General features: G+C 69.9%; 21 protein-coding genes. 8 read left to right on the plus strand and 13 right to left on the minus strand.

Annotated features, from left to right (window positions below):
• Window positions 1-50 precede the first annotated feature (50 nt).
• Complete coding sequence (locus tag BLW75_RS04750; RefSeq protein WP_241783307.1) at window positions 51-575, plus strand: hypothetical protein; 525 nt, start codon at window positions 51-53, stop codon at window positions 573-575.
• Between the two features lie 16 nt (window positions 576-591).
• Window positions 592-1,233, plus strand: coding sequence for a maleylpyruvate isomerase family mycothiol-dependent enzyme (locus BLW75_RS04755; RefSeq protein ID WP_034306698.1), 642 nt, complete (start codon window positions 592-594; stop codon window positions 1,231-1,233).
• Between the two features lie 7 nt (window positions 1,234-1,240).
• Here BLW75_RS04755 and BLW75_RS04760 read toward each other — a convergent pair whose 3' ends face one another.
• Window positions 1,241-1,849 (minus strand): TetR/AcrR family transcriptional regulator, encoded by a 609-nt coding sequence (locus tag BLW75_RS04760; protein ID WP_034306695.1) that lies wholly within the window; start codon window positions 1,847-1,849, stop codon window positions 1,241-1,243.
• 75 nt (window positions 1,850-1,924) lie between these two features.
• Here BLW75_RS04760 and BLW75_RS04765 point away from each other — a divergent pair, with 75 nt between their 5' ends.
• Together BLW75_RS04765 and BLW75_RS04770 are read left to right on the plus strand one after the other, a co-directional pair.
• A complete protein-coding gene (locus BLW75_RS04765) occupies window positions 1,925-3,481 on the plus strand; it encodes an FAD-dependent oxidoreductase (RefSeq protein WP_034306887.1) in 1,557 nt (518 codons plus the stop codon).
• A 121-nt stretch (window positions 3,482-3,602) separates the two neighbouring features.
• Window positions 3,603-4,676 carry a GDSL-type esterase/lipase family protein gene (locus BLW75_RS04770; protein WP_091596893.1) on the plus strand — a complete coding sequence of 358 codons (1,074 nt, stop codon included), beginning with the start codon at window positions 3,603-3,605 and terminating at the stop codon, window positions 4,674-4,676.
• Here BLW75_RS04770 and BLW75_RS04775 read toward each other — a convergent pair.
• From BLW75_RS04775 to BLW75_RS04800, 6 genes are read right to left on the minus strand one after another with little or no spacing between them, the layout of a single operon-like run.
• Window positions 4,673-4,972, minus strand: a complete 300-nt coding sequence (locus BLW75_RS04775; protein WP_005150941.1) for a hypothetical protein — start codon at window positions 4,970-4,972, stop codon at window positions 4,673-4,675. The genes BLW75_RS04770 and BLW75_RS04775 overlap by 4 nt on opposite strands.
• On the minus strand, window positions 4,959-5,186 hold the full coding sequence (locus BLW75_RS04780) for a hypothetical protein (RefSeq protein ID WP_034306693.1): 228 nt from the start codon (window positions 5,184-5,186) through the stop codon (window positions 4,959-4,961). Before BLW75_RS04780 ends, BLW75_RS04775 begins: the two co-directional genes overlap by 14 nt.
• Window positions 5,187-5,231: 45 nt before the next feature.
• Complete coding sequence (locus BLW75_RS04785) at window positions 5,232-5,684, minus strand: Lrp/AsnC family transcriptional regulator (RefSeq protein ID WP_016334198.1); 453 nt, start codon at window positions 5,682-5,684, stop codon at window positions 5,232-5,234.
• Window positions 5,681-6,823 carry a M24 family metallopeptidase gene (locus tag BLW75_RS04790; RefSeq protein ID WP_034306691.1) on the minus strand — a complete coding sequence of 381 codons (1,143 nt, stop codon included), beginning with the start codon at window positions 6,821-6,823 and terminating at the stop codon, window positions 5,681-5,683. The genes BLW75_RS04785 and BLW75_RS04790 overlap by 4 nt, the downstream gene beginning before the upstream one ends.
• 10 nt (window positions 6,824-6,833) lie before the next feature.
• On the minus strand, window positions 6,834-8,084 hold the full coding sequence (locus BLW75_RS04795) for an MFS transporter (RefSeq protein WP_034306688.1): 1,251 nt from the start codon (window positions 8,082-8,084) through the stop codon (window positions 6,834-6,836).
• Window positions 8,081-8,659, minus strand: a complete 579-nt coding sequence (locus BLW75_RS04800) for an ArsR/SmtB family transcription factor (RefSeq protein WP_034306687.1) — start codon at window positions 8,657-8,659, stop codon at window positions 8,081-8,083. The genes BLW75_RS04795 and BLW75_RS04800 overlap by 4 nt, the downstream gene beginning before the upstream one ends.
• A 118-nt stretch (window positions 8,660-8,777) precedes the next feature.
• Between BLW75_RS04800 and BLW75_RS04805 the strand changes: the two genes are divergently transcribed.
• The 3 genes from BLW75_RS04805 to BLW75_RS04815 all read left to right on the plus strand — a co-directional run bounded on the left by BLW75_RS04805 (window position 8,778) and on the right by BLW75_RS04815 (window position 11,298).
• Window positions 8,778-9,314 (plus strand): NADPH-dependent FMN reductase, encoded by a 537-nt coding sequence (locus tag BLW75_RS04805; protein ID WP_034306685.1) that lies wholly within the window; start codon window positions 8,778-8,780, stop codon window positions 9,312-9,314.
• Window positions 9,315-9,388: 74 nt separating this feature from the next.
• Window positions 9,389-10,333: a 5'-3' exonuclease gene (locus BLW75_RS04810; RefSeq protein WP_034306683.1), complete on the plus strand. Its 945-nt coding sequence runs from the start codon at window positions 9,389-9,391 to the stop codon at window positions 10,331-10,333.
• Window positions 10,330-11,298 carry a pirin family protein gene (locus tag BLW75_RS04815; protein WP_034306680.1) on the plus strand — a complete coding sequence of 323 codons (969 nt, stop codon included), beginning with the start codon at window positions 10,330-10,332 and terminating at the stop codon, window positions 11,296-11,298. The genes BLW75_RS04810 and BLW75_RS04815 overlap by 4 nt, the downstream gene beginning before the upstream one ends.
• Before the next feature lie 49 nt (window positions 11,299-11,347).
• On the opposite strand, the gene BLW75_RS04820 is transcribed toward BLW75_RS04815, so the two are convergent.
• The 5 genes from BLW75_RS04820 to BLW75_RS04840 all read right to left on the minus strand — a co-directional run bounded on the left by BLW75_RS04820 (window position 11,348) and on the right by BLW75_RS04840 (window position 18,393).
• Window positions 11,348-12,568, minus strand: a complete 1,221-nt coding sequence (locus tag BLW75_RS04820; RefSeq protein ID WP_034306677.1) for a GNAT family N-acetyltransferase — start codon at window positions 12,566-12,568, stop codon at window positions 11,348-11,350.
• A gap of 43 nt (window positions 12,569-12,611) precedes the next feature.
• Complete coding sequence (locus BLW75_RS04825; RefSeq protein ID WP_091596799.1) at window positions 12,612-13,010, minus strand: DUF4333 domain-containing protein; 399 nt, start codon at window positions 13,008-13,010, stop codon at window positions 12,612-12,614.
• Window positions 13,011-13,044: 34 nt separating this feature from the next.
• On the minus strand, window positions 13,045-14,244 hold the full coding sequence (locus tag BLW75_RS04830) for a GNAT family N-acetyltransferase (protein WP_034306675.1): 1,200 nt from the start codon (window positions 14,242-14,244) through the stop codon (window positions 13,045-13,047).
• Between the two features lie 41 nt (window positions 14,245-14,285).
• Window positions 14,286-15,062, minus strand: coding sequence for a DUF4333 domain-containing protein (locus tag BLW75_RS04835; RefSeq protein ID WP_034306672.1), 777 nt, complete (start codon window positions 15,060-15,062; stop codon window positions 14,286-14,288).
• A 553-nt stretch (window positions 15,063-15,615) separates the two neighbouring features.
• Complete coding sequence (locus tag BLW75_RS04840) at window positions 15,616-18,393, minus strand: DEAD/DEAH box helicase (protein ID WP_034306670.1); 2,778 nt, start codon at window positions 18,391-18,393, stop codon at window positions 15,616-15,618.
• 112 nt (window positions 18,394-18,505) lie between these two features.
• Between BLW75_RS04840 and BLW75_RS04845 the strand changes: the two genes are divergently transcribed.
• Window positions 18,506-19,093 carry a hypothetical protein gene (locus BLW75_RS04845; RefSeq protein WP_034306668.1) on the plus strand — a complete coding sequence of 196 codons (588 nt, stop codon included), beginning with the start codon at window positions 18,506-18,508 and terminating at the stop codon, window positions 19,091-19,093.
• Here the strand turns inward: BLW75_RS04845 and BLW75_RS04850 are convergent.
• Window positions 19,077-19,952 carry a diacylglycerol/lipid kinase family protein gene (locus BLW75_RS04850; RefSeq protein WP_034306665.1) on the minus strand — a complete coding sequence of 292 codons (876 nt, stop codon included), beginning with the start codon at window positions 19,950-19,952 and terminating at the stop codon, window positions 19,077-19,079. The two genes, BLW75_RS04845 and BLW75_RS04850, sit on opposite strands and share 17 nt — an antisense overlap.
• Window positions 19,953-19,954: the final 2 nt, after the last annotated feature.

The raw sequence follows: 19,954 nt of genomic DNA on the forward strand, positions 1-19,954 counted from the left end.
GTCCGGCGCCTTTCATGCGAATTTCATGAAGGCTCCATAACGTCAGCGGCGTGAGACCTCTGACTTCGCGCGTCCTGGCGGGCGTCCTCCTGATCGGCCTCGGCACGGCTCTCCCGGCGTGCCGAAGCGGGTTCACGATCCCGCGTCCCGACGCCGCATCCGCGACGTCCACCTCGGACTCCGCTCCCCCGACCGAGACACAGACCCTGACCGTGACGCCCACGGCACCCTCGACGTCATCCGCACCGGGTCTCGAACCCGCCGCGATCGACCGGGTGTTCCAGGTCTACATGAACGGACTCGCCAATCACGACATGACCGCGTTGCGCAGCGGAACCTGCCCGAGGCTGCGGGCGACGCTCCTGGGGTTCGAACTCCACGGGCACTACGTCGAGCGCTGGGAGATGCTGCCGTACTCCGTCCCGCCGGGACAGGAGTTCGTGACGGTCCAGGCCAAGGTCACGCAGCGGAACGCGCGCAACGGCGAACTCGCGGGCGACGTCGTCTATTCCTGGTATGTCGAGCGGAACGAGGACACGAACTACTACGTTTGCGGGTGGCTCGACTACGAATGACCCTAGGAGGCCGCTGGTGGACTCTGTAGCGCGACTCGCCCGGGACGAACGTGCCGACTTCGCCGCGTTCCTGCGAACGCTGTCCCCCGAGCACTGGGACGCGCCGACGTTGTGTTCGGAGTGGACGGTCCGGCAGGTGGTCGCCCACGTCGTCGACTACGACGCCCAGCGGTTCCTTGATCTGGCAGGCCAGGCCGTCCGCGGCGGGCTGCGGCTGAACCGGATGAACGCGCTCGGTGTCGCACGGAATCCCGGCCGGACACCGGAAGAGCTGATCGCGCGGTTCGAGGACCACCTCGAACCGCGCGGCCTGACCTCGGCGTTCGGTGGACGGGTGGCGCTGCTCGACGGGATCCTCCATCACCAGGACATCCGGCGTCCACTGGGGTTTCCCCGCGAGGTGCCGCCGGAACGGTTGCGTCACGCCCTGGCTTTCGCGCGCTACGCCCCGCCGATCAAGGCGCGCAAGCGGGCGCGCGGGCTCCGGCTCGTCGCCACGGACGTCGGCTGGTCGGCCGGATCCGGGCCGGAAGTCCGCGGCGCCGGGGAGGCACTCCTGCTGTCGATCGCCGGTCGGGCAGCGGCATTTGACGAGCTGTCCGGGCCCGGCGCGGCGGTCCTCGCGTCCAGGGTGGACGGTCGTCCCGCCACCGGATGAGGCGGCGTCAGCTCGGGAAAACCTCGGACAGCGCGGTGAAAGCGCGGTCCAGCCGGTCGCGGTGCGCGGCGACGACGGCGGTGAGGTCGTCGCCGGCAAGCCGTCGCCGCGTCGTCGCCACGGCGACGACGCGGTAGGCTGCGACGATCAGCGCGGCGACCAGTTCACTGTCACCCGAGAACCGGGGATCGCTCTCGAGCTCATCGGTCAGTTCCGCCTCGATCTCGTGCTCGAACTCGCGCAGCCGTGAAATGAGCGCGCGAGACCCGGCGACGGTGCGCGCGAGCGGCTCACCAGCCTGACTGAGCCCCGACAGCGGGTGCTGTTCCTCCGCGAGCGCGATGCCCGCCCGGCGAAACGCTTCGACGACCCCCACGCCATTCGGCCGCTCGCGGACCACGGCCCGGGCGATGCCGACGGCGTCGGGCAGCCGGTCGAGCGCGAGGTCCTCCTTGCGCTCGAAGTGCGAGAACACGGTCACCTTCGAGACGCCTGCGGCGGCGCCGATCTCGGCGACCGTGACGTCTTCGAAACCGCGCTCCACGAAAAGCTCCGTCGCGACAGCGGCGATATGCGCCCGTGTCTTCGAGCCGCCCCGGTCTCCTCGCTTCGCCATGTGACAACTCTACCTTTACTCATTAAGCTTACCGAGTAACCTTACCGAGTAAAGCTTGGAGTGGTCGTGAACAAGATGGACGTGATCGTGGTCGGCGCGGGGCCCACCGGCCTGTTCCTCGCGAGCGAGCTGGCCTTGCGAGGAGTGCCGGTGACCGTGCTGGAGCGGCTCGAGGAACCGGATCCGACGATCAAGTCCGGTTCGATCAACGTCGCCAGCGCCGAGATCCTGGATCGGCGCGGGCTGTTGCCCGCCGCGGAGGAAGTACAACGCCGTCGCCTGGCCGAAGCCGGCACCTTCACCGGCGGACGTTCGAACCGGACCGTGCGCGAACTGACCGACGCCGCGGGCAGGGCGTCCCGGCGATTCCCGGTCCTGGGGCATTTCGCCGGGATCATGTTCCGGCACGACCTCGTCGACCAGGACGATCCGGTGCTGGCGGCGCATACCGCTGTGGCCAACGGCATCCTGGTTCCCCAGCACGATCTCGAACTCCTGCTCGGCGAGCACTGCGCCAAGCTGGGCGTCGAGATCCGCCGCGGTGTCGAGGTACGGGGTCTGCGGAGCACCGGGTCCGGTCTCGACGACGATGCCGATGTGGTCGTCGAGACCGACGCGGGTGATTTCGCCGCCGGGTGGGTCGTGGCCGCCGACGGCGGGCGAAGCGTCATCCGCAAGCGGCTCGGGGTCGATTTCGCGGGCACCGGCCCGGAAATGGTGGGGTATCAGGCCATCGCGGATTTCGAAGACGCGAGCGAACTGCGCCGCGGCTGGAACTGGACGCCTCGCGGCATCTACACCTACGGACCGGTGCCGGGACGCGTTCTCGTCGCCAGGTTCGCGCCCCGGCCCGAAGACAAGGACGCGCCGGTCACCCTCGAAGAACTGCAGAGCGCGGTGCGCGACGTCACCGGCATCCCGGTCACGATCACCCGACTGCGGGGACGGGCGACCCGATGGTCCGACAACGCGCGCCAGGCGAGCACCTACCGTCGCGGCAGGGTGTTCCTCGCCGGCGACGCCGCGCACGTGCACTCACCGTTCAGCGCACAAGGCCTCAACCTCGGCCTCGGCGACGCGGTCAACCTGGGCTGGAAACTCGCCGCGACCATCCAGGGCCACGCGCCGGCGGGACTGCTCGACACCTATCACTCCGAACGGCATCCGATCGGCGCGTGGGTCCTGGACTGGACACGGGCTCAGGTCGCGCTGATGCGCGGTGACGAACGGACCGCTCAGCTGCGGAAGGTCGTCGGCGACGAACTGTTCGCCGTTCCCGGCGCGACCGACCGGATGGTCGCGCTCTCCTCGGGGATCCTTCAGCGGTACGACGTCGCCGACGACACCACCGCCCCGGTCGGCTCGATCGCCGGGGATGTCGATCTGAAGTCCGGGACCCGGCTCGCCGACCACGCTCACGACGGGCTCTTCGTGCTCGTGGACCGCTCAGCCGATGGCCGGTACGCCGACGCTGTAGGAGGCCGGGAGGAACGGATCGTCCACGTGTCGGATCCCGATGCTTCGCAGCCGAGCCTCTTCGTGCGCCCGGACGGGATCATCGCCTGGGCCGATGCCTCCGCCGACCAGGCACGCAAGCTGCTCGACATCGCGATCCAGCGCTGGGTCGGCTGACTCGATAGCGCGGCGGAACGGCTCAAGGGCTCCCCAGCGGCCGGCTCCGCTGGTGGGCATCGCGACCGTCACACCGCCATGATCACCCTGTCGGGCCACGTGTCCGTAGAATCCGGTGACGATGCGACGTTTCCGGTGGTGGTGGGGTGCTCTGGCGCTCACGTTCGTGGTGGTTCTCGTCGGGTTCATTGCCTTTACCGGGTCGGAAAGCCGCCCAGGGCAGCCGTCCCCGCGCCAAGGCCCACCGGGGACGGGGCCGCTGACGGTCGTCTCCATCGGCGACAGCACCGTTTCCGGCGAGGGCGCGGGCGACTACACGCCTGCGACCAACGGGCAGGGCGGCAACTGGTGCCACCGTTCCCCCAACGCCTTCGTCGAGCAGATCAAGATCCCCGATGTCACCGCGCGGGTGAACCTCGCGTGTTCGGGGGCGCCGTCGGAGCAGATCGCCCTCGGCGAAGCCAAGCAGTGGACCGAGCCCTCTCAGGCCCAGCAGCTCGCGAACCTGATCAAGGACCATCGGGTCGCGGCGGTGGTGATCGCGATCGGCGCGAACGACGAGCCCAAGTTCTCGGCGCAGGTCAACGAATGCTTCAAGGCCTGGTTCTCCCCGCAGAACCCGCCGTGCAGCGCGGCTCTTCGCACCACGTGGAAGTCCCAAGTGGACGCCATGGTGCCGAAGGTGACCAACGCCGTCGCCGACGTGAAGAAGGTGCTGGCGCAGGCCGGTTACGTCCCGGCGGACTACCAGCTCGTGCTGATGTCGTACGCCTCGCCTGTCGGCCCCCAGATCCCGGAGGCCCTGCGCAGCCTCAACGGCTGCCCGTTCCGCACCGAGGACCTGGAGTGGATGCGCCGCGACGGCGTCTCCGTCCTGTCGGACGGGCTCAAGCAGGCGTCGAGGGCGACCAGCGCGCGGTTCCTGGACCTTTCGCGGGCGGGCGCCGGGCACGAGGCGTGCAGCAGCGACCCGGCGAACGAGTGGTTCAGCAGGCTGACGCTGCAGCTGCGTGACCTCGGCCAGGCGGACCGCGCGAGCCACGCGTTGCAGGAGTCGTTCCACCCCAACGCGAACGGCCACGCGCAGATCGCGAACTGCCTCAACGAGTTCCTCGCCGCCCGCGGCGGCAACGCGTCGTGCCTCTCCGGCCCCGACGGCAAACTGCACGCCGCGCCCGAGGTGATCGCACGCTAGAGGTCGAGTGCGGCGCGCAACGCGATGTCGATGCGCTCCTGGACCTCTTGGTCGATCTCCGCGATCTTCTCGTCGAACCACGGCCGGTACAGGCGCGTGAGGTTCAACGTGGAAACCCAGTACCGCGCGTCGACGGCGACGCCGAGGATGTCCTGCGGATCACGGTCCAGCAGTTCGGTGCCGAGCAGCCACGGCCGCTCGGATTCGTTCACCCCGTCCGAGGACAGCAGGACGACGGTGCGCTGCCGTGCCGGTTCGGTCGGGGGGTGGTACGTCCAGACTTCACCCCTGTGCACGCAGATCCTTCTCCGCGGCGGTCAGCTCGGCCTCGTCCGATACGGCGGACGGTTCGACCGGGGCGCGCTGCGGGGTGTATCCGGTGCGGACGGCCTCCCTGCGGGCCGCTTTGGACAACCACGACGAGACCGAGATCCCGTGTGCCTTCGCGGCCCGCTCGGCGAACTCGAGCGCACCACTGTCGAGTGAAAGAGTGACCTTACGTGTTGCCATACCTTTTATCGTACCAGCGCCGCGCAAGCCCACCCTTTTCTCATCTCACAGGGTGGGCGAGCGGCCCTCGAACGGCGTCGACAGCACCACCGTGGTCCGGGTCGAGACCTTGGCGGACTCCCGGATACGGCGAAGCAGATCCTCCAGTCCGAGCGGCGAAGCCACCCGGACCAGGAGGATGTACGACTCGTCCCCGGCGACCGAGTAGCAGGACTCGATCTCCTTGATGTGCTCCAGACGCTGCGGGTAGTCGTCCGGGGCGGCCGGATCGTTCGGCGTCAGCGAGATCAGCGCCGTGAGCGGCAGGCCGATCTGCTCGCCGTCGAGCCGCGCGGTGTACCCGAGGATGACCCCGCGCTGCTCCAGGCGGCGCACCCGCTGGTGCACCGCCGACACCGAAAGCCCGACCCGCTCCGCCAGATCGGTGAAACTGCGCCGTCCGTCCGCGGCCAGCTCCTGCACGATGGCCTGATCCAGCGGCTCCAGGGAACCGGTCATGCGTCGAGCACGATCAGGTCGTGCGGGCGCCGGTTGACCGACTCGACGCCGTTCTCGGTGACCACGACGATGTCCTCGATGCGGGCACCCCAGCGGCCGGGCTGGTAGATGCCGGGTTCGACGCTGAAGGCCATGCCCGGTTCGAGCGGCAGCGCGTTGCCCTTGATGATGTAGGGCTCTTCGTGCACGTCGAGGCCGATGCCGTGACCAGTGCGGTGGATGAAGTACTCGCCGTACCCCGCCTCGGCGATGATGTCGCGCGCGGCGGCGTCGATCGACTCGGCGGTGACGCCAGGACGGACGGCGTCGACGGCGGCCTTTTGCGCCCGCTGCAGGACGGCGTAGGTCTCGGCGACGTCGGCGTCGCGCGGCTCACCCACCGCGTACGTGCGAGTGGAGTCGGAGTTGTAGCCCTCGGCGATCGGGCCGCCGATGTCGACCACGACGACGTCGCCGCGCTCGATGACCCGCTCGGAGACGTCGTGGTGCGGGCTGGCGCCGTTGGGGCCCGAGCCGACGATCACGAAGTCGGCGTGGGTGTGGCCCTCTTCGACGATCGCGGCGGTGATGTCCGCGCCGACCTCGGCCTCGGTGCGGCCGGGACGCAGCCATTCGTGCACGCGGGCGTGTACGCGGTCGATGGCGGCACCCGCGTCGCGCAGCGCCTGGATCTCGGCGGCGTCCTTGCGCATCCGCAGTTCGCGCACGATCGGTCCGGCCAGTGTCTGCTCCGCGTCGCCGAGCGCGCCCCGGAAGGAGAGCACGTGCAGCGCCGGGGTGAAGTCGCTGACCGCCACGCGGCCTGGCTTGCCCAGCCTGTCGGCGACCAGTTCGTACGCGTTGTCCCCGTCGACCCAGGTGACGATCTCGATACCGAGTTCGTCGGCGGGGACGTCGGCGTAGCCGGGGGCCTCCAGTTTCGGCAGCACCAGCGCTGGGACGCCGTCGGCCGGGATCACCAGCGTGGTCAGCCGTTCGAAGGAGCCCCCGGCCTGGCCGATGAGGTAGCGCAGGTCCGAGCCGGGTGCGATCAGCAGGGCGTCGGTGTCGGCGGCGGCCGCGGCGGCGCGGGCCCGGTCGAGGCGGGCGCGGAGGCTGGCGGCGTCGGGGGCTGGGTTGTGAAGGGAACGGCGCGACATGATGGCGAGCCTAGTCGGTCCGCGCCCCTTGGCTCACCGGCCGGTCACCCCCGATCGGGGAGGGATCGTCGAGCCCGCGCCAGACCCGGAAGATCGCCGGGAAGGTGCCGGCGATCAGGTACAGACCGCCGAAGACGGCGAGCGCGCCGACGAGGCCGATCCCGTCCAGCAGCAACCCGGCCGCCATCGAACCGAGCGGCATCGCGGCGAGTACCCCGCCGACGAGAAGGCTGAGCACCCGGCCGCGGACGGCTTCCGGGACCCGTTCGTAGATCGCCGGGAGCACGATCGGATTCAGCGCGCCCGCCCCGATCCCGGCGACCACGAGCCCGGCGAGCAGGACCGGCGGCGCGGGTTCCAGCGCGAGCAAGGCGAAACGCGGCGCGCCTTCGATCGCGACGGCGACGAGGATCGCCGTCCGCCGGGAGAACCGGTGGCCGATCCAGCCGTAGATCGCCGAACCGAGCAGAGCGCCCGCGGCGACCGCGGTGATCATCGCGCCGATGAGCGCGGTGCTGTGCAGGACCTGATCGCCGTACGCCGGATACAGGACGCCGAGCAGCCCGAAGTCGAGACTGTTGGTGAGCATCAGCATGCCGACGACCGCGCGCAGTACCGCGTCGCGTTTGACGTACCCGAGCCCTTCGCGCAGTTGCTTGAGGTATCCGCCCGTCGGCGGACGCGGCGGCCCGGCCGCGGCCGGGATCAGCGCGAACACCAGTGCCGAGGACAGCAGGAGCGCGCCCGCGTCGACGAACAGCACCGGCACCGGACCGATCAGCGCGATCAGCGCGCCGGCGGCGGGGCCACCCGCCATCCGGCCGGTCCTCATCGCCGCTTCGACGGCACTCGCCGCCCGGCTCACGCCGATACCGCCAAGTTCGGCGACGCCGGGGAGCAGCACCTGCTTCGCCGTGTCGGCGGGACCGCGGGACACGCCCATCACGAACGACAGCGCGATCAGGCCGGGCAGGCTGAGCCCTGTCGTGCCCATCGCGAGCGGGATCAGGAGCACCGTGACGGTGGTCAGGAGGTCCGCGCCGACGCTGGCCCGGCGCGTGCCGTCGCGGTCCACGATCGGCCCGCCCAGCAACGCGGCGACCATCAGGCCCAGCACTTCGGCCGCGGTGACCAGGCCGGTCTTGGTGCCGCTGCCCGTGCTCTGCAGCACGAACCAGGGAATCGCGAGCAACGTCATCATCACCCCGGCCGAGGAGATCCCCGAAGCCACGACCAAGGCCCCCAGCGGCGTCCGGCTCATAGCGTCTCCGGCCGGGATTTCCTCGGGAAGGCCGCCCAGTGCACGCGGACCTGGGTGTCGCCGTCCTTCTCCGGACGCCGGTAGCGCCCGATCACGTCGAGGATTTCGTCGCTCAACGCGGCGGCCTCGTCCGGGGTCAGCGAGAGCGGCGAATCGTGGAAGCTCACCTTGTCGATCCACTCGTCGGCCCAGTCCCGCACTTCGGCGACGAACTGTGCTTCGGCGGCGTAGCGCCGCTCGATCATCGTGTGCGCGTAGGCGTTGAACGGACCGGCGAGATCGGGATCGTCGATGAAGTCCCTGGCCTGCATTTGATCCCCCTCGTGCACGGCCTTCCACCACCTGTCGCGTCGGCTGCCGCGTTCGGTGTCCTCGGCGATCAGCCCGGATTCGGCCAGCTGGCGAAGATGCCAGCTCGTGGTCCCGGAACTCTCCCCCACCCGTTTCGCCAGTCCGGACGCCGTCGCCGGACCGTCCTCTCGCAGCAACTCCAGGATCTTGACGCGCAGTGGATGCGACAGCGCCCGCAAAATGCGGCCGTCGACCCGCGCGAGATATCTCTCGCTCTTCCCCATGCACATCACCCTAAGACCGCAGAGAGTTCTTTGCAAAGAGTTCTCTGCGGTTAGGCCCTGATATTCGGCGATTCTGGAGTTTGACTTCAAGTTAAGTACAGGTTTTACGGTCTTGGGCATGACAACGAACTCGCCTTACCACCTCGCCGTCGTGATCAGCAGCGTCCGCGAAGGCCGTTTCGCTCCCGTCGTCGCGAACTGGTTCCTCGACCGCGCCAAACAGCGCGACGACGTCACCCTGTCCGTCATCGACCTGGCCGAAGCCCCCGGCGATCTCTCCCCCGGCGTCGCCGCCGCGGACGCCGTCGTCGTGATCGTCCCCGAGTACAACCACAGCTACCCCGGCCCGCTCAAGACCGCGCTCGACGCCACCGGCCCCGAATGGCACGGGAAACCGGTCGCCTTCGTGTCCTATGGCGGGATCTCGGGCGGTCTGCGCGCGGTCGAGCATCTGCGCCCGGTCTTCGCCGAACTTCACGCGGCGACGATCCGCGAGACCGTGAGCTTCCCCTACGCCTGGAACCACTTCGACCCGGACGGCGAACACGACGACTTCGAAGGCGCCTCCGCCGCGGCGACCACGCTGCTGAATCAACTGAACTGGTGGGCCAACGCCCTCCGTGACGCACGCCGGGTGCGGCCCTACGCGGCCTGACCTGTCCGTGGAGGACCCGGCTGGGGGTCGGGTCCTTCACGGACATCCGGGGCGCGACATGGCAGGCTGTCCGCGTGACCGGACCACTCGCTCTCCTCGATTCCGCGAGCCTCTACTTCCGCTCGTTCTACGCACTGCCCGATTCGATGACCGCCCCCGACGGGACACCGGTCAACGCGGTGCGCGGGTTCACCGACACCGTCGCGCGGATCCTCGTCGACCGGCGGCCTTCCCGGCTCGTGGCTTGCCTCGACGCGGACTGGCGGCCGAAGTTCCGCACCGATCTGCTGCCCAGCTACAAGGCGCACCGGGTGGCCGAAGAGGTCCCGGAAGGCAGCGACGTCGAAGAGGTGCCGGAGACACTGACGCCGCAAGTGCCGATCATCCTGGAACTGCTGGAGGCCTTCGGGATCGCGACGGCCGAGGCGGCCGGGTACGAGGCCGACGACGTCATCGGCGCGCTCGCGATCCGCGAGCAGGAGTCCCCCGTCGAGGTCATCACCGGCGACCGCGACCTTTTCCAGCTGGTCCGCCATGAACCGACGTCCACGGTGGTCATCTACGTCGGCAAGGGCTGGAACAAGGCCGAAATCCTCGGCCCGGAGGAGATCGCGGAAAAGTACGGCATCCCGGCCGGGAACGCCGGCCCCGGCTACGCCGACATGGCGGCGCTGCGCGGAGACCCGTCGGACGGATTGCCCGGCGTCGCCGGGATCGGTGAGAAGACGGCGGCGAAGCTGATCACCCAGTTCGGTTCGCTCCAGGAGCTGATCGAGGCCTCCAACGCCGGCGACTCGCGGGTGCCGCTCAAGACGCGACTCCGGCTGACCGACGCCGCCGACTACCTGGCGGTCGCCCCGACCGTCGTCCGCGTCGCCGCCGACGCGCCGGTCGAACAGTCCCGTCCTGACCTCGTCCCGTCCGAGCCCGCCGATCCGGACAAGGTCGCGGAACTCGCGGAGCGCTGGAATCTCGGCCGTTCGGTGGAGCGCCTGCTGGCCGCGCTCCCGAAGTCATGAGCAACACCGAGGCCGACCCGGCCGAGCTGCTGTGCTCCGAACAGCCGGGTGAAGGCGTCACCGTGCTGACCCCGCGCGACGTCCCGCTCGGAGGCCCGCGCGCCATCCGAGTCCGGCGGACACTCCCCCAGCGCCGACGGTCCCTGATCGGGGCCTGGTGTTTCGCCGACCATTACGGCCCGCAGGACGTTTCGCAGTCCGGCGGGATGGACGTCGCGCCGCATCCGCACACCGGACTGCAGACCGCGAGCTGGCTGTTCAGCGGCGAGATCGAGCACCGCGACAGCATCGGCACCCGGGCCATGGTGCGGCCCGGTGAGCTGAACCTGATGACCGCCGGGCACGGCATCGCGCATTCAGAAGTGTCCACACCGGACGCCGCGGTCCTGCACGGTGTCCAGCTCTGGATCGCGCTGCCGGACGCATATCGCGACACGGCACGGGACTTCCGGCATTACGCGCCACCGCTGCTCGAACTGTCCGGCGCGACCGCCCGGGTCTTTCTCGGCAGTCTCGCCGGGACCACGTCACCGGTCCCGGCGTTCACTCCCCTGCTCGGCGCCGAACTCACCGTGGCGCCCGGGGCGACCTTGGCCCTCGACGTCGACCCGGCCTTCGAGCACGGTGTTCTGCAGGACATCGGCTCCGTCACCGTCGCCGGAGCCACGTTGGCCACCGGCGAACTCGCCTACCTCGCGCCCGGCGCCGGACGGCTCGAACTGGCGAACTCCGGCGCCGAACCCGCTCGAGTGCTCCTGCTCGGCGGGACCCCGTTCACCGAGGAACTCGTCATGTGGTGGAACTTCGTGGGCCGCAGCCACGAGGAGATCGCCGAATACCGCGAGGCTTGGCAGGCACAGGCGGACCGGTTCGGTCAGGTGGAGGGCTATCAGGGCACCACCGCGTGGCTGCCCGCACCCACGCTGCCGCAGGTGCGGATCAAACCTCGCCGCAATCCCTCGTGAGTGGTAAGGACGGTTCTAACCGTCCTTACCACTCACGAGCCGGGGTGCGCTAGAAGAACGTCCCGCACCACGGCGTGCGCGCGGTGTGGAACAGGGCGTCGGCACGGGCGACCGCTGTCTCGTTCAGCACCTCGACCCGGCCGGACAGGGCCAGATCGCCGAACAGACCGTGGCCGAGGTACAACGACGACAGGGTGGCGACGTCCAGCCGGAGATCGGCCTCGGCGGTCGTTCGTTCCACGCCGTCCGGGCCGACGAGGTAACGGCCGTCGTTGTCCGGAAGCTGCTTGTCGTGCACTTCGAGCACTACGGGCTCGGCGGTGCCATAGGACCGTGCCCGCAGCGCCGCGAGGACGTCGACGAGGCGCAGCCACAGATCGTCGATGACCTCGGTGGTGTTCACCGCACGCGGATCGGTGACCAGTTCGGCGAGCGGCTCGTCCAGCGGGCGGCCGCGGCCGGCGACGGCCGACACCAGGTCGATCGAGAGCAGAAAGCGCCACAGTCCCGCCCAGGCCTGCGGCGTGGCGGCATGGAGTTCCCGGATGTCCAGGAGCGCGCCCCGCTCCGGCGCTTGCCGATCCCGAGTGTCGATGGTCTGGTAGACGACGAAACCGTCGTCCCCATCCGGTCCACTGTGGACGGCCACGCGATAGCCGTCGTTTCCGGTGACCACTCGGTCGAAGAAGCCCGGCCACCAGCCGGCGGGCCTCGAGACGAAACCCGGCCGTGTTCCCCCGAAGCGGTTGTACAACGCGGGAACGCGCTCCACGGCTTCGGCCGGGGTGACGAACCTGACCACGCCGTCCCGCCCCACGCCGTCGCGCAGCTGGGCGCGTGGGCGTTCGACGGACACGCCTCGGCAAAAAGTGGCCGCGCCGTAACCGAAGCGGCCGTAGATCACCGCCTCCGAAGCATGCAGTGCGGCCAGCGGGACGCCACGCGCCGCGAGGTCTTCCAGCTGCACGGCCATCATCGAGGTGAGGATCCCGCGGCGGGTCCAGTCGGCGCGGACGCCGACACCGTCGACGGCGGCCGTGACGAGCTTCTGTCCACCCGGGACGGTCAGCTCCACCTCGAACGAACTGGTGATGCCCACCGGGGTGCCGTGGTCGTCGAACGCGGCGAACTTCCCGGCGGCGAGCCAGGACGGGGCCATCTTCGCCCAGACCTCGTCCGTGGCGGGCTTGCCGTGCAAGGACTCGGACAGGACGTCGAGACACGCCCTCTGTTCGCCTTCGGCCACGGCACGCACAGAGAATTCGCTCATACCGCCGATCCTGCCGCTCAGGCCTGGCGAACCCAACCCGTTTTCAGGCGGGCGCGCCGACCTCGTAGCGGCCGTCGTCCCCGGTGACCGTGATCGTGACGGTCTTGCCCTCCCCGCCGACCTGGACGGTGCAGGTGAACGTGCTGCCGTCCTTGACGGTCTGGTTCGCCGGACAGAGGACGTCCCCGACTTCTCGCACCTGGTAGGTCTCGGTGAGGATCTTCCGCACGTCCGCCTGCATGGTCCGCGGGTCGAAGACTCTGCCCGGAGCGGAGGAGGACGAACCGCCCGACGTGGCGGGCGTGCTCGCCGAAGCGCTCGTCGTCGGCGGGACCGTGACGGTCTTCGTCGCCGGCGCGGGCGCCGGGGTGTCCGAACACGCCGCCAGCGTCGCGAAAGCGGCACAACACAGACCGACCGTCGCGACGGCTCGCCTGCTCAAGCTTCTGCACCCCCACCGGTGTGATCATCCAACGTCAGAAGAAGGTACCGCACCAGGGGTTGACCCGCGTGCCGAACAGCAGGTCCGCACGTTCCAGTGCGGCCGCGCCGGTGGCACGGACCCGTCCGACGGCCGCGAGATCCGAGGGGCGCCAGCCGCCGAGGTACACCATCGACAAGGTATCGGCACGCAGTTCGAGATCCGCCGGATCGGTGGTGCGGACGGCGCCGTCCTCGGACAGGCGGTAGCGACCGGAGTTGTGCTCCAGGAAGGGATCCGTGACCTCGACGACGACCGGCTCACCCCGGTACGTGCGCGCGTCGAGCATCCTCGCGACGTCGACCAGCCGGAGCCAGCCTTCGTCCTGGATCTTCTGCACGGTCACGTGCCGCGGGTCGGTGAACAGCAACTCGACCGGCTCGTCGAGCGGCCGCTTCTCGGCGGTGATGAGGTCGACCAGGTCCACGGAGATCAGGTAGCGCCACAACCCCGCGAACGCGTCGGGACTCGCGTAGTGGAACGACTGGATCTTCAGGAACGTCGGAGCACCGAAATGAGCCCTCTCGACGGTGTAGGTGACATAGCCGTCGACCCCGTCCTGACCGCGATGCACGGCGGTCGTGACCGGTGTGGTCGCCCGGCGCAGCTCCCGTTCGTAGCCCGGCCACAGATGTGGGCTCCGCGCGATCATCCCCGGCCGGGTGCGCGGGAGCGCGTCGAAGAGCGACGGCCACTGCTCGACGGTGCTTTCCAGATCCAGCAAGGAGATCTCGCCGCCGGTGGGTGCCTCGGGCCGGAAGCGGGCACGGTGCCTGTCGACCTCGATCGATTTCGCCCGCACGGCGACGCCGTAGCCGAACCTGCCGTAGATGGCGCCTTCGGACGCGTGCAGCATCGCCGCGGGAACGCCCCGGGCGGCGAAATCCTCGAACTGAGCGCGCATCAAGCCGGTCAGTACGCCGCGGCGGATCCGGTCGGCGCGGACGCCGACCAGGCTGACCGCGGCGAGCGGCGTGGTGCCGCCGCCGGGCAGCGTCACCTCCGAATCGAAGGACCGGAGGGTGCCGATCAGCTCCTGGTCGAACGCGCCGAATCCGCGATCCGGCTGCATCGACGGGGCGATGGCCGACCATTCCTCGTCGGTCATCTCCTTGGCGTGCAACGCGCGCCTGAACAAATCGGTCGCGGCCCGTTCCTCGTCGGACCGCAGCCGCCGCACTGAGAAGTCGCTCATGACCCGATCATGCAGGATCGACCGCGCCAGGCGCCCGCCGTTTATTTGGTGGCGGGCGGCGAGACCTCGTAGTTGCCGGTGTCACCCTTCACGGTGATCGGCACCTCCTGCGGCTTGCCCTCGATCGTGGCGGTGCAGGTGAACTTCACGCCGTCCTTGACCTCCTGGCCGGAGGGGCAAGTGACCGCGCTGATCTCCTTGATCCCGTAGGTCTCGGTGAGCAGCTTCTGCACGTCGGTCTGCATCTGCGTGTTGTTGAACACCTGGGTGTTGAACCAGCCCGGCGTGACGAAACCGAGGATGCCGACCGCGGCGATGATCACCACGAGCGCGCCGATCCCGATGAACAGGCCCTTCTTGGACTTCGGCTTGTCCTGTGCCTCGCCCTGGTTGCCCGGGAACTGGCTCTGGCCGTAGTCGTACTGGCCGGGCTGCTGCTGCCCGTACTGCGACTGCTGCTGCGGGCCGCTCTGCGGGTAGCCGGGCTGCTGCTGGGGCCCGCTCTGCGGATATCCCGGCTGCTGGCCGTACTGCGGTTGCTGGCCCCACTGCGGCTGCTGTTGCTGGGTCTGCGACGGGTCCTGCTGCTGCGGGTAGCCAGGCTGCTGCTGGGACGGGTCGTAGGGGGCGGGCTGCTGACCCCACTGAGGCTGTTGCTGCTGGGTCTGCGATGGGTCGTACTGCGGCTGCTGGCCCCACTGCGGTTGCTGCTGCGGGCCGCTCGGCGGTTGAGTGCCGCCCGGCTGTTGCCCGTAGCCCGGCTGCTGCCCCCATTGGGGCTGCTGCTGCGGGTCGTTGCCGCCATACGGCGTGCTCATCGTTCGCCTCCGCCTGTTCCGCCATCGTCACCGGCCGACCTGCATGGCCGTCGTGGGCGATCCAACCACAGGTCGGCGCCCCTGCCCACTGTTCCAGGCCGGTGTCGGGGTAACTCGCCGCGACCGTGCTCACACCGGCGGCGTGGCACTCGGCCGGTCAGCCCAACGTCTCGTGTGTGGCAAGGACGGTCAGAGCCGACCGTGTCTTGGGTACCTACGGGAGGTGGAGGCGTGGGTCGCAGGTCCGTGAAGGCCTCCTTGCCTACCCTGAAGGCAGGCAAGGAGGCTGTCACGGACTTACCCGACCGGCCTACCCGCGGCCCCGGCAACACCACCAGCCCCAGAAGACACAGCGGCACGGCCTGAAGGGCGGCAGCCGGGTCTCGCGAGTGGTATGGACGGCTAGAACTGTCCTTGCCGCCGACGAGGGCTTGGCCGAACCGGCGGGTTCGCGTGATCCGACGGACGACACGCGTGACCGGACGGACGACACGCGTGTCTGGATGGACGACACACGCGCGGCCGGGGCCCGCCGCAAGTCATACGAAGCCGGTCACGCGCCGCCGGCCGCCACCACACCGCGCCGCAAGGCCTTCACCGCGTCCGAGGCCGCCGCTCCGACCGGATCCGCCTTCCCGAGGACGTCTCGGATCTGGTCCAGCAGGTCGATGACCTGCCGCGACCAGCGCACGAAGTCACCGGCCGACAGTTCCTGCCCGTTCGCTTCGGCGGCGGTGAGGACCTTCTCCAGCGATTCGCCGCGCGCCCACCGGTAGATGGGCCAGGCGAAGCCGGCGTCTGGTTCACGGGTGCGGTCCAGCTTGTGGCGCCGTTCGTCGTCGGTGAGCTCGATCCACAGCCGCGTGGTCGCCTGCCAGGCGTCGAGCACCTTGCCCGCGGGCAGGCGAGGCTCCCCCGCGGTGTCCCGGCGTGCCTCGAAGACCAGTGTCGAGACGACGGCGGCGAGTTCGGCGGGCGCCAGTCCCTTCCAGACGCCGTGCCGGATGCACTCGGCGGCGAGCAGATCGGACTCGCTGTAAAGCCGGGTGAGCCGCTTGCCGTGTTCGGTGACGCGGTCTTCGCCGTCGCCCTTCGACTCGGGGCCGAGGTATCCGCGTTCGCCGAGCAGCCGCAGGATGCGGTCGAAGGCCCGCGCGAGCGAGTGCGTGGTCGCCGCGACCTTGCGTTCCAGTTGCTCGGTCTCGGCCGTGAGCCGCTGGTACCGCTCGACCCAGCGCAGGTTCGCCTCGCGTTCGGCGAGGCCGTGGCACGGATGTGCGCGCAGTGCCCGGCGCAGCGCCGCCAGCTCACCGTCCTCATTGGCCCCCGCGCGACGCTTTTGCCTGCCAGGCAAGGAGATCCCCGCGTTGCGCAGGCTCGAAGCGATATCCCGCCGGGTCTTGGGCGAGCGCAGCTCGATGTGCTTCGGCAGCTTGATGTTCCCCAGCGCCTCGACCGGCGACGGGAAGTCGGAGACCGAGAGCGGCCCGGACCAGCGGTCCTCGGTGACCACCACGGGCCGCGGTTCGCGGATCGGGTCGAGCCCCGGGTCGACGACGACCGCCAGCCCCGCGCGCCGTCCGGCGGGCACGGCGATGACGTCGCCCTTGCGGAGCTTCTCCAGCGATTCGGCGGTTCCCGCACGGCGGGCGGAGGTGTTCTGACGAGAGAGCGCCTTCTCCCGGGCGGAGATCTTCGCCCGCAGTTCGACGTACTCCAGCATCTGGTCGAAATCGCCGGTGATGGCCGAGGTGTAGCCACGCAGGGCTTCCTTGTTCCGCTCGATCCGCCGCGCCGTCCCGACCACCGACCGGTCGGCCTGAAACTGCGCGAACGACTGTTCCAGCAGGCCACGGGCCTCTTCGGCGCCGACCTGGGCGACCAGGTTCACCGCCATGTTGTAGCCGGGCCGGAAGGACGACCGCAGCGGATACGTCCTGGTCGAGGCCAGCCCGCCGACCTGCTTCGGGTCGATCCCCGGCTGCCAGGCGACGACGGCGTGACCTTCGACGTCGATCCCACGCCGTCCGGCCCGCCCGGTGAGCTGCGTGTACTCCCCCGGCGTCAGGTCGACGTGCGCCTCGCCGTTGTACTTCACGAGCCGTTCCAGCACGACGGTCCGCGCGGGCATGTTGATGCCGAGCGCGAGCGTCTCGGTGGCGAAGACGACCTTCACGAGGCCCTGGACGAACAGCTCCTCGACGGTCTCCTTGAACGCCGGGAGCAGCCCGGCGTGGTGCCCGGCGATACCGCGCTCGAGCGCCTCCCGCCACTCCCAGAACCCTAGGACACCGAGGTCGCCCTCGGGGAGGTCCTTGGTCCGCTCGGCGACGATGCGACGGACCTTCTCGACCTCCTCGGGGCCGTTGAGCCGCAAGCCCGACCGGACGCACTGACCGACGGCGGCGTCACAACCGGCGCGGGAGAAGATGAACACGATGGCGGGAAGCAGACCCGCGTTGTCCAGCCGCTCGACCGTCTCGGTGCGGGACGGCGGCCGGTATCGCGGCATCCGTGACGGCGCCCCTCGCCGTCCTCTCGGCCCGCGCAGCCCGGCCGGGGCGAAACGCCCGCCGATCTCCTCGGTACGGCGAAGCAGGCTGGGGTTGATCCGCAGTTCGGCACCCGGAGCGTGTTCCTCCTGGCCGGCGAACAGGTCCATCAGGCGGTTGCCGACCAGCATGTGCTGCCACAGCGGCACCGGACGGTGTTCGTCGACGACGACGGTGGTGTCGCCGCGGACCTCGACGAGCCATTCGCCGAACTCCTCGGCGTTGCTCACCGTGGCCGAGAGGCCGACGACCCGGACGTGTTCGGGCAGGTGGAGGATGACCTCTTCCCAGACCGCGCCGCGGAACCGGTCGGCGAGGTAGTGGACCTCGTCCATCACCACGTACGCGAGTTCGCCGATGGTCGAGGATCCGGCGTAGAGCATGTTGCGGAGGACCTCGGTGGTCATGACCACGACCTGCGCGTTGCCATTGATCGAAGTGTCGCCGGTCAGCAGGCCGACGACGTCGGCGCCGTAGCGGCCGACGAGATCGGCGTACTTCTGGTTCGACAACGCCTTGATGGGTGTCGTGTAGAAGCATTTGCGGCCCTCGGCGAGAGCGAGATGCACCGCGAACTCGCCGACCACGGTCTTCCCGGCGCCGGTCGGCGCGCAGACGAGCACCCCGTGACCGTCTTCGAGCGCCTCGCAGCCGCGGACCTGGAAGTCGTCGAACTCGAACGACGATTCCGCCGCGAAGCGGGTCAGCTGGGGGTATCGAGCACGGCGCTGGGAGGCCGCGTAGGCCTCGGCCGGGGTCTGAGAAGGGCTATTGACCACTTCGTCAGGGTTCCATACCCCACCGACAGTTCGCACTCGGTGTGACGATCTCGGGAACGTCCGCCACTCCTGTGTCATCCAAGGGACGGATCCGCGATGGAGAGGGGACCCCATGGAGATCGCTTGCCCGCGATGCGCGCAGGTCGACCAGGTGCAGAGTGTGCCGGCGGTGTTCCAGAGCGGGCAGACGACCTACCGGGTGCGAGGGGGCATGACGGCCATCCCGGCCGGCGACGGCGTGGTCTACACCGCGACGACGCACACCGGCGTGTCGGTGACCGCGACGGCGGCGTCGCTCAACCCGTATCCGGTGCCCCGCGGCGGCGGCTGCTTCCTGGCGCTCGCGCTGGTGCTGCTGATCCCCGCGTTCGTGTTCCTCGCCTTCGCCAACGACGTGCTGGACGAGAACATCGCGCCGACCGCCGACGGCAGGGCAGCGCAGTACATCGGGGCGTCGATCTTCCCGGTCGGCGCCTTCGCGCTGGTCGCCTTGTTCGCCGTCCTGTTCGTGCTCCGGATGCGGCGCAACGCGCGGATCCGGCGGGGCATCCCCGACGCGCTGGACCACTGGCGGCGGGCGTGGTTCTGCCACCGCTGCGGCGGGGTGTTCTTCCCGGGCGGCGAACTCATGTCGGCCGCGACGTTCCGCGGGCAGGTGTGGCGCGCGGGTGGCTACGCCGGGCTCACCCGACGACGGTGAGCGCGCCGGGGATGCAGGTGACGTCGAGCGGCAGCCTGCCCAGCGGCTCGCCGTCGGCGTAAACGGGCAGGTCGCCGCCCGCCAGATGGATCTGACTGGCTTTGAGGACCCGCACCGCCGGGTGGCCGATGTGGTCTCCCGACCGCACACCGGGCAGCATGCGGAGCAGGTCGCGCCGGGTCGCGTCGCCGACGACGGTGACGTCGAACAGGCCGTCTGCGGGGTCCGCGCCGGGGCAGATCGGCATGCCACCACCGTAGAACGGGGTGTTGCCGACGGCGATCATGGTGGCGTCGAGTTCGATCGTCTCGACGTCGGTGCGGAGCACGACCGGCCGGGGCCGGAACGCGGCGAGTTCGGCCAGGATCGCGACGTCGTAGCGGCGCGGGCCGCGAGGCCAGGTCAGCCGGTTGGCTCGTTCGGTGACCAGGGCGTCGAAGCCCGAGCACAGCACCGTGGCGAACCATTCGCCACCCGCCCGGCCGAGGTCGATCCGCCGTCGTTTTCCCTCCGCGATCCGCCTCGCGACGAGATCGGCGGCGGCGTGCGGCCGGTCGGGGATGCCGAGCGCCCTGGCGAAGTCGTTGCCGGTGCCCGCGGGGACGAGCCCGAGTGCGACACCGGATTCCGCGCAGAACTGCACGCCTTGGTGCGCCGCCCCGTCACCGCCGAGGACGACGAGGACGTCCAGCCCGGCCGCACGCGAGTCGGTCATCAGCGCGCGGGATTCCTCGACCGTATGGGCGACGAGGACGTCGAGCCGGTCCACGACGGGCCGCAGCCGCGCCGCGACCGACTCCATCAGCCGTCCCGCGGCCCCGTCACCGGAGGCGGGGTGGACGGCCAGCGCCGCGTGCATCC

This window comes from Amycolatopsis lurida, from assembly GCF_900105055.1.
GTDB lineage: Bacteria > Actinomycetota > Actinomycetes > Mycobacteriales > Pseudonocardiaceae > Amycolatopsis > Amycolatopsis lurida.

Coding starts and splice junctions, on each gene's coding strand:
- BLW75_RS04760 (WP_034306695.1), bottom strand. CDS start 1,849: ATGGCGAAGCGAGGAGACCGGGGCGGCTCGAAGACACGGGCGCATATC.
- BLW75_RS04765 (WP_034306887.1), top strand. CDS start 1,925: ATGGACGTGATCGTGGTCGGCGCGGGGCCCACCGGCCTGTTCCTCGCG.
- BLW75_RS04770 (WP_091596893.1), top strand. CDS start 3,603: ATGCGACGTTTCCGGTGGTGGTGGGGTGCTCTGGCGCTCACGTTCGTG.
- BLW75_RS04780 (WP_034306693.1), bottom strand. CDS start 5,186: ATGGCAACACGTAAGGTCACTCTTTCACTCGACAGTGGTGCGCTCGAG.
- BLW75_RS04785 (WP_016334198.1), bottom strand. CDS start 5,684: ATGACCGGTTCCCTGGAGCCGCTGGATCAGGCCATCGTGCAGGAGCTG.
- BLW75_RS04790 (WP_034306691.1), bottom strand. CDS start 6,823: ATGTCGCGCCGTTCCCTTCACAACCCAGCCCCCGACGCCGCCAGCCTC.
- BLW75_RS04795 (WP_034306688.1), bottom strand. CDS start 8,084: ATGAGCCGGACGCCGCTGGGGGCCTTGGTCGTGGCTTCGGGGATCTCC.
- BLW75_RS04800 (WP_034306687.1), bottom strand. CDS start 8,659: ATGGGGAAGAGCGAGAGATATCTCGCGCGGGTCGACGGCCGCATTTTG.
- BLW75_RS04805 (WP_034306685.1), top strand. CDS start 8,778: ATGACAACGAACTCGCCTTACCACCTCGCCGTCGTGATCAGCAGCGTC.
- BLW75_RS04815 (WP_034306680.1), top strand. CDS start 10,330: ATGAGCAACACCGAGGCCGACCCGGCCGAGCTGCTGTGCTCCGAACAG.
- BLW75_RS04820 (WP_034306677.1), bottom strand. CDS start 12,568: ATGAGCGAATTCTCTGTGCGTGCCGTGGCCGAAGGCGAACAGAGGGCG.
- BLW75_RS04830 (WP_034306675.1), bottom strand. CDS start 14,244: ATGAGCGACTTCTCAGTGCGGCGGCTGCGGTCCGACGAGGAACGGGCC.
- BLW75_RS04835 (WP_034306672.1), bottom strand. CDS start 15,062: ATGAGCACGCCGTATGGCGGCAACGACCCGCAGCAGCAGCCCCAATGG.
- BLW75_RS04845 (WP_034306668.1), top strand. CDS start 18,506: ATGGAGATCGCTTGCCCGCGATGCGCGCAGGTCGACCAGGTGCAGAGT.
- BLW75_RS04850 (WP_034306665.1), bottom strand. CDS start 19,952: ATGCACGCGGCGCTGGCCGTCCACCCCGCCTCCGGTGACGGGGCCGCG.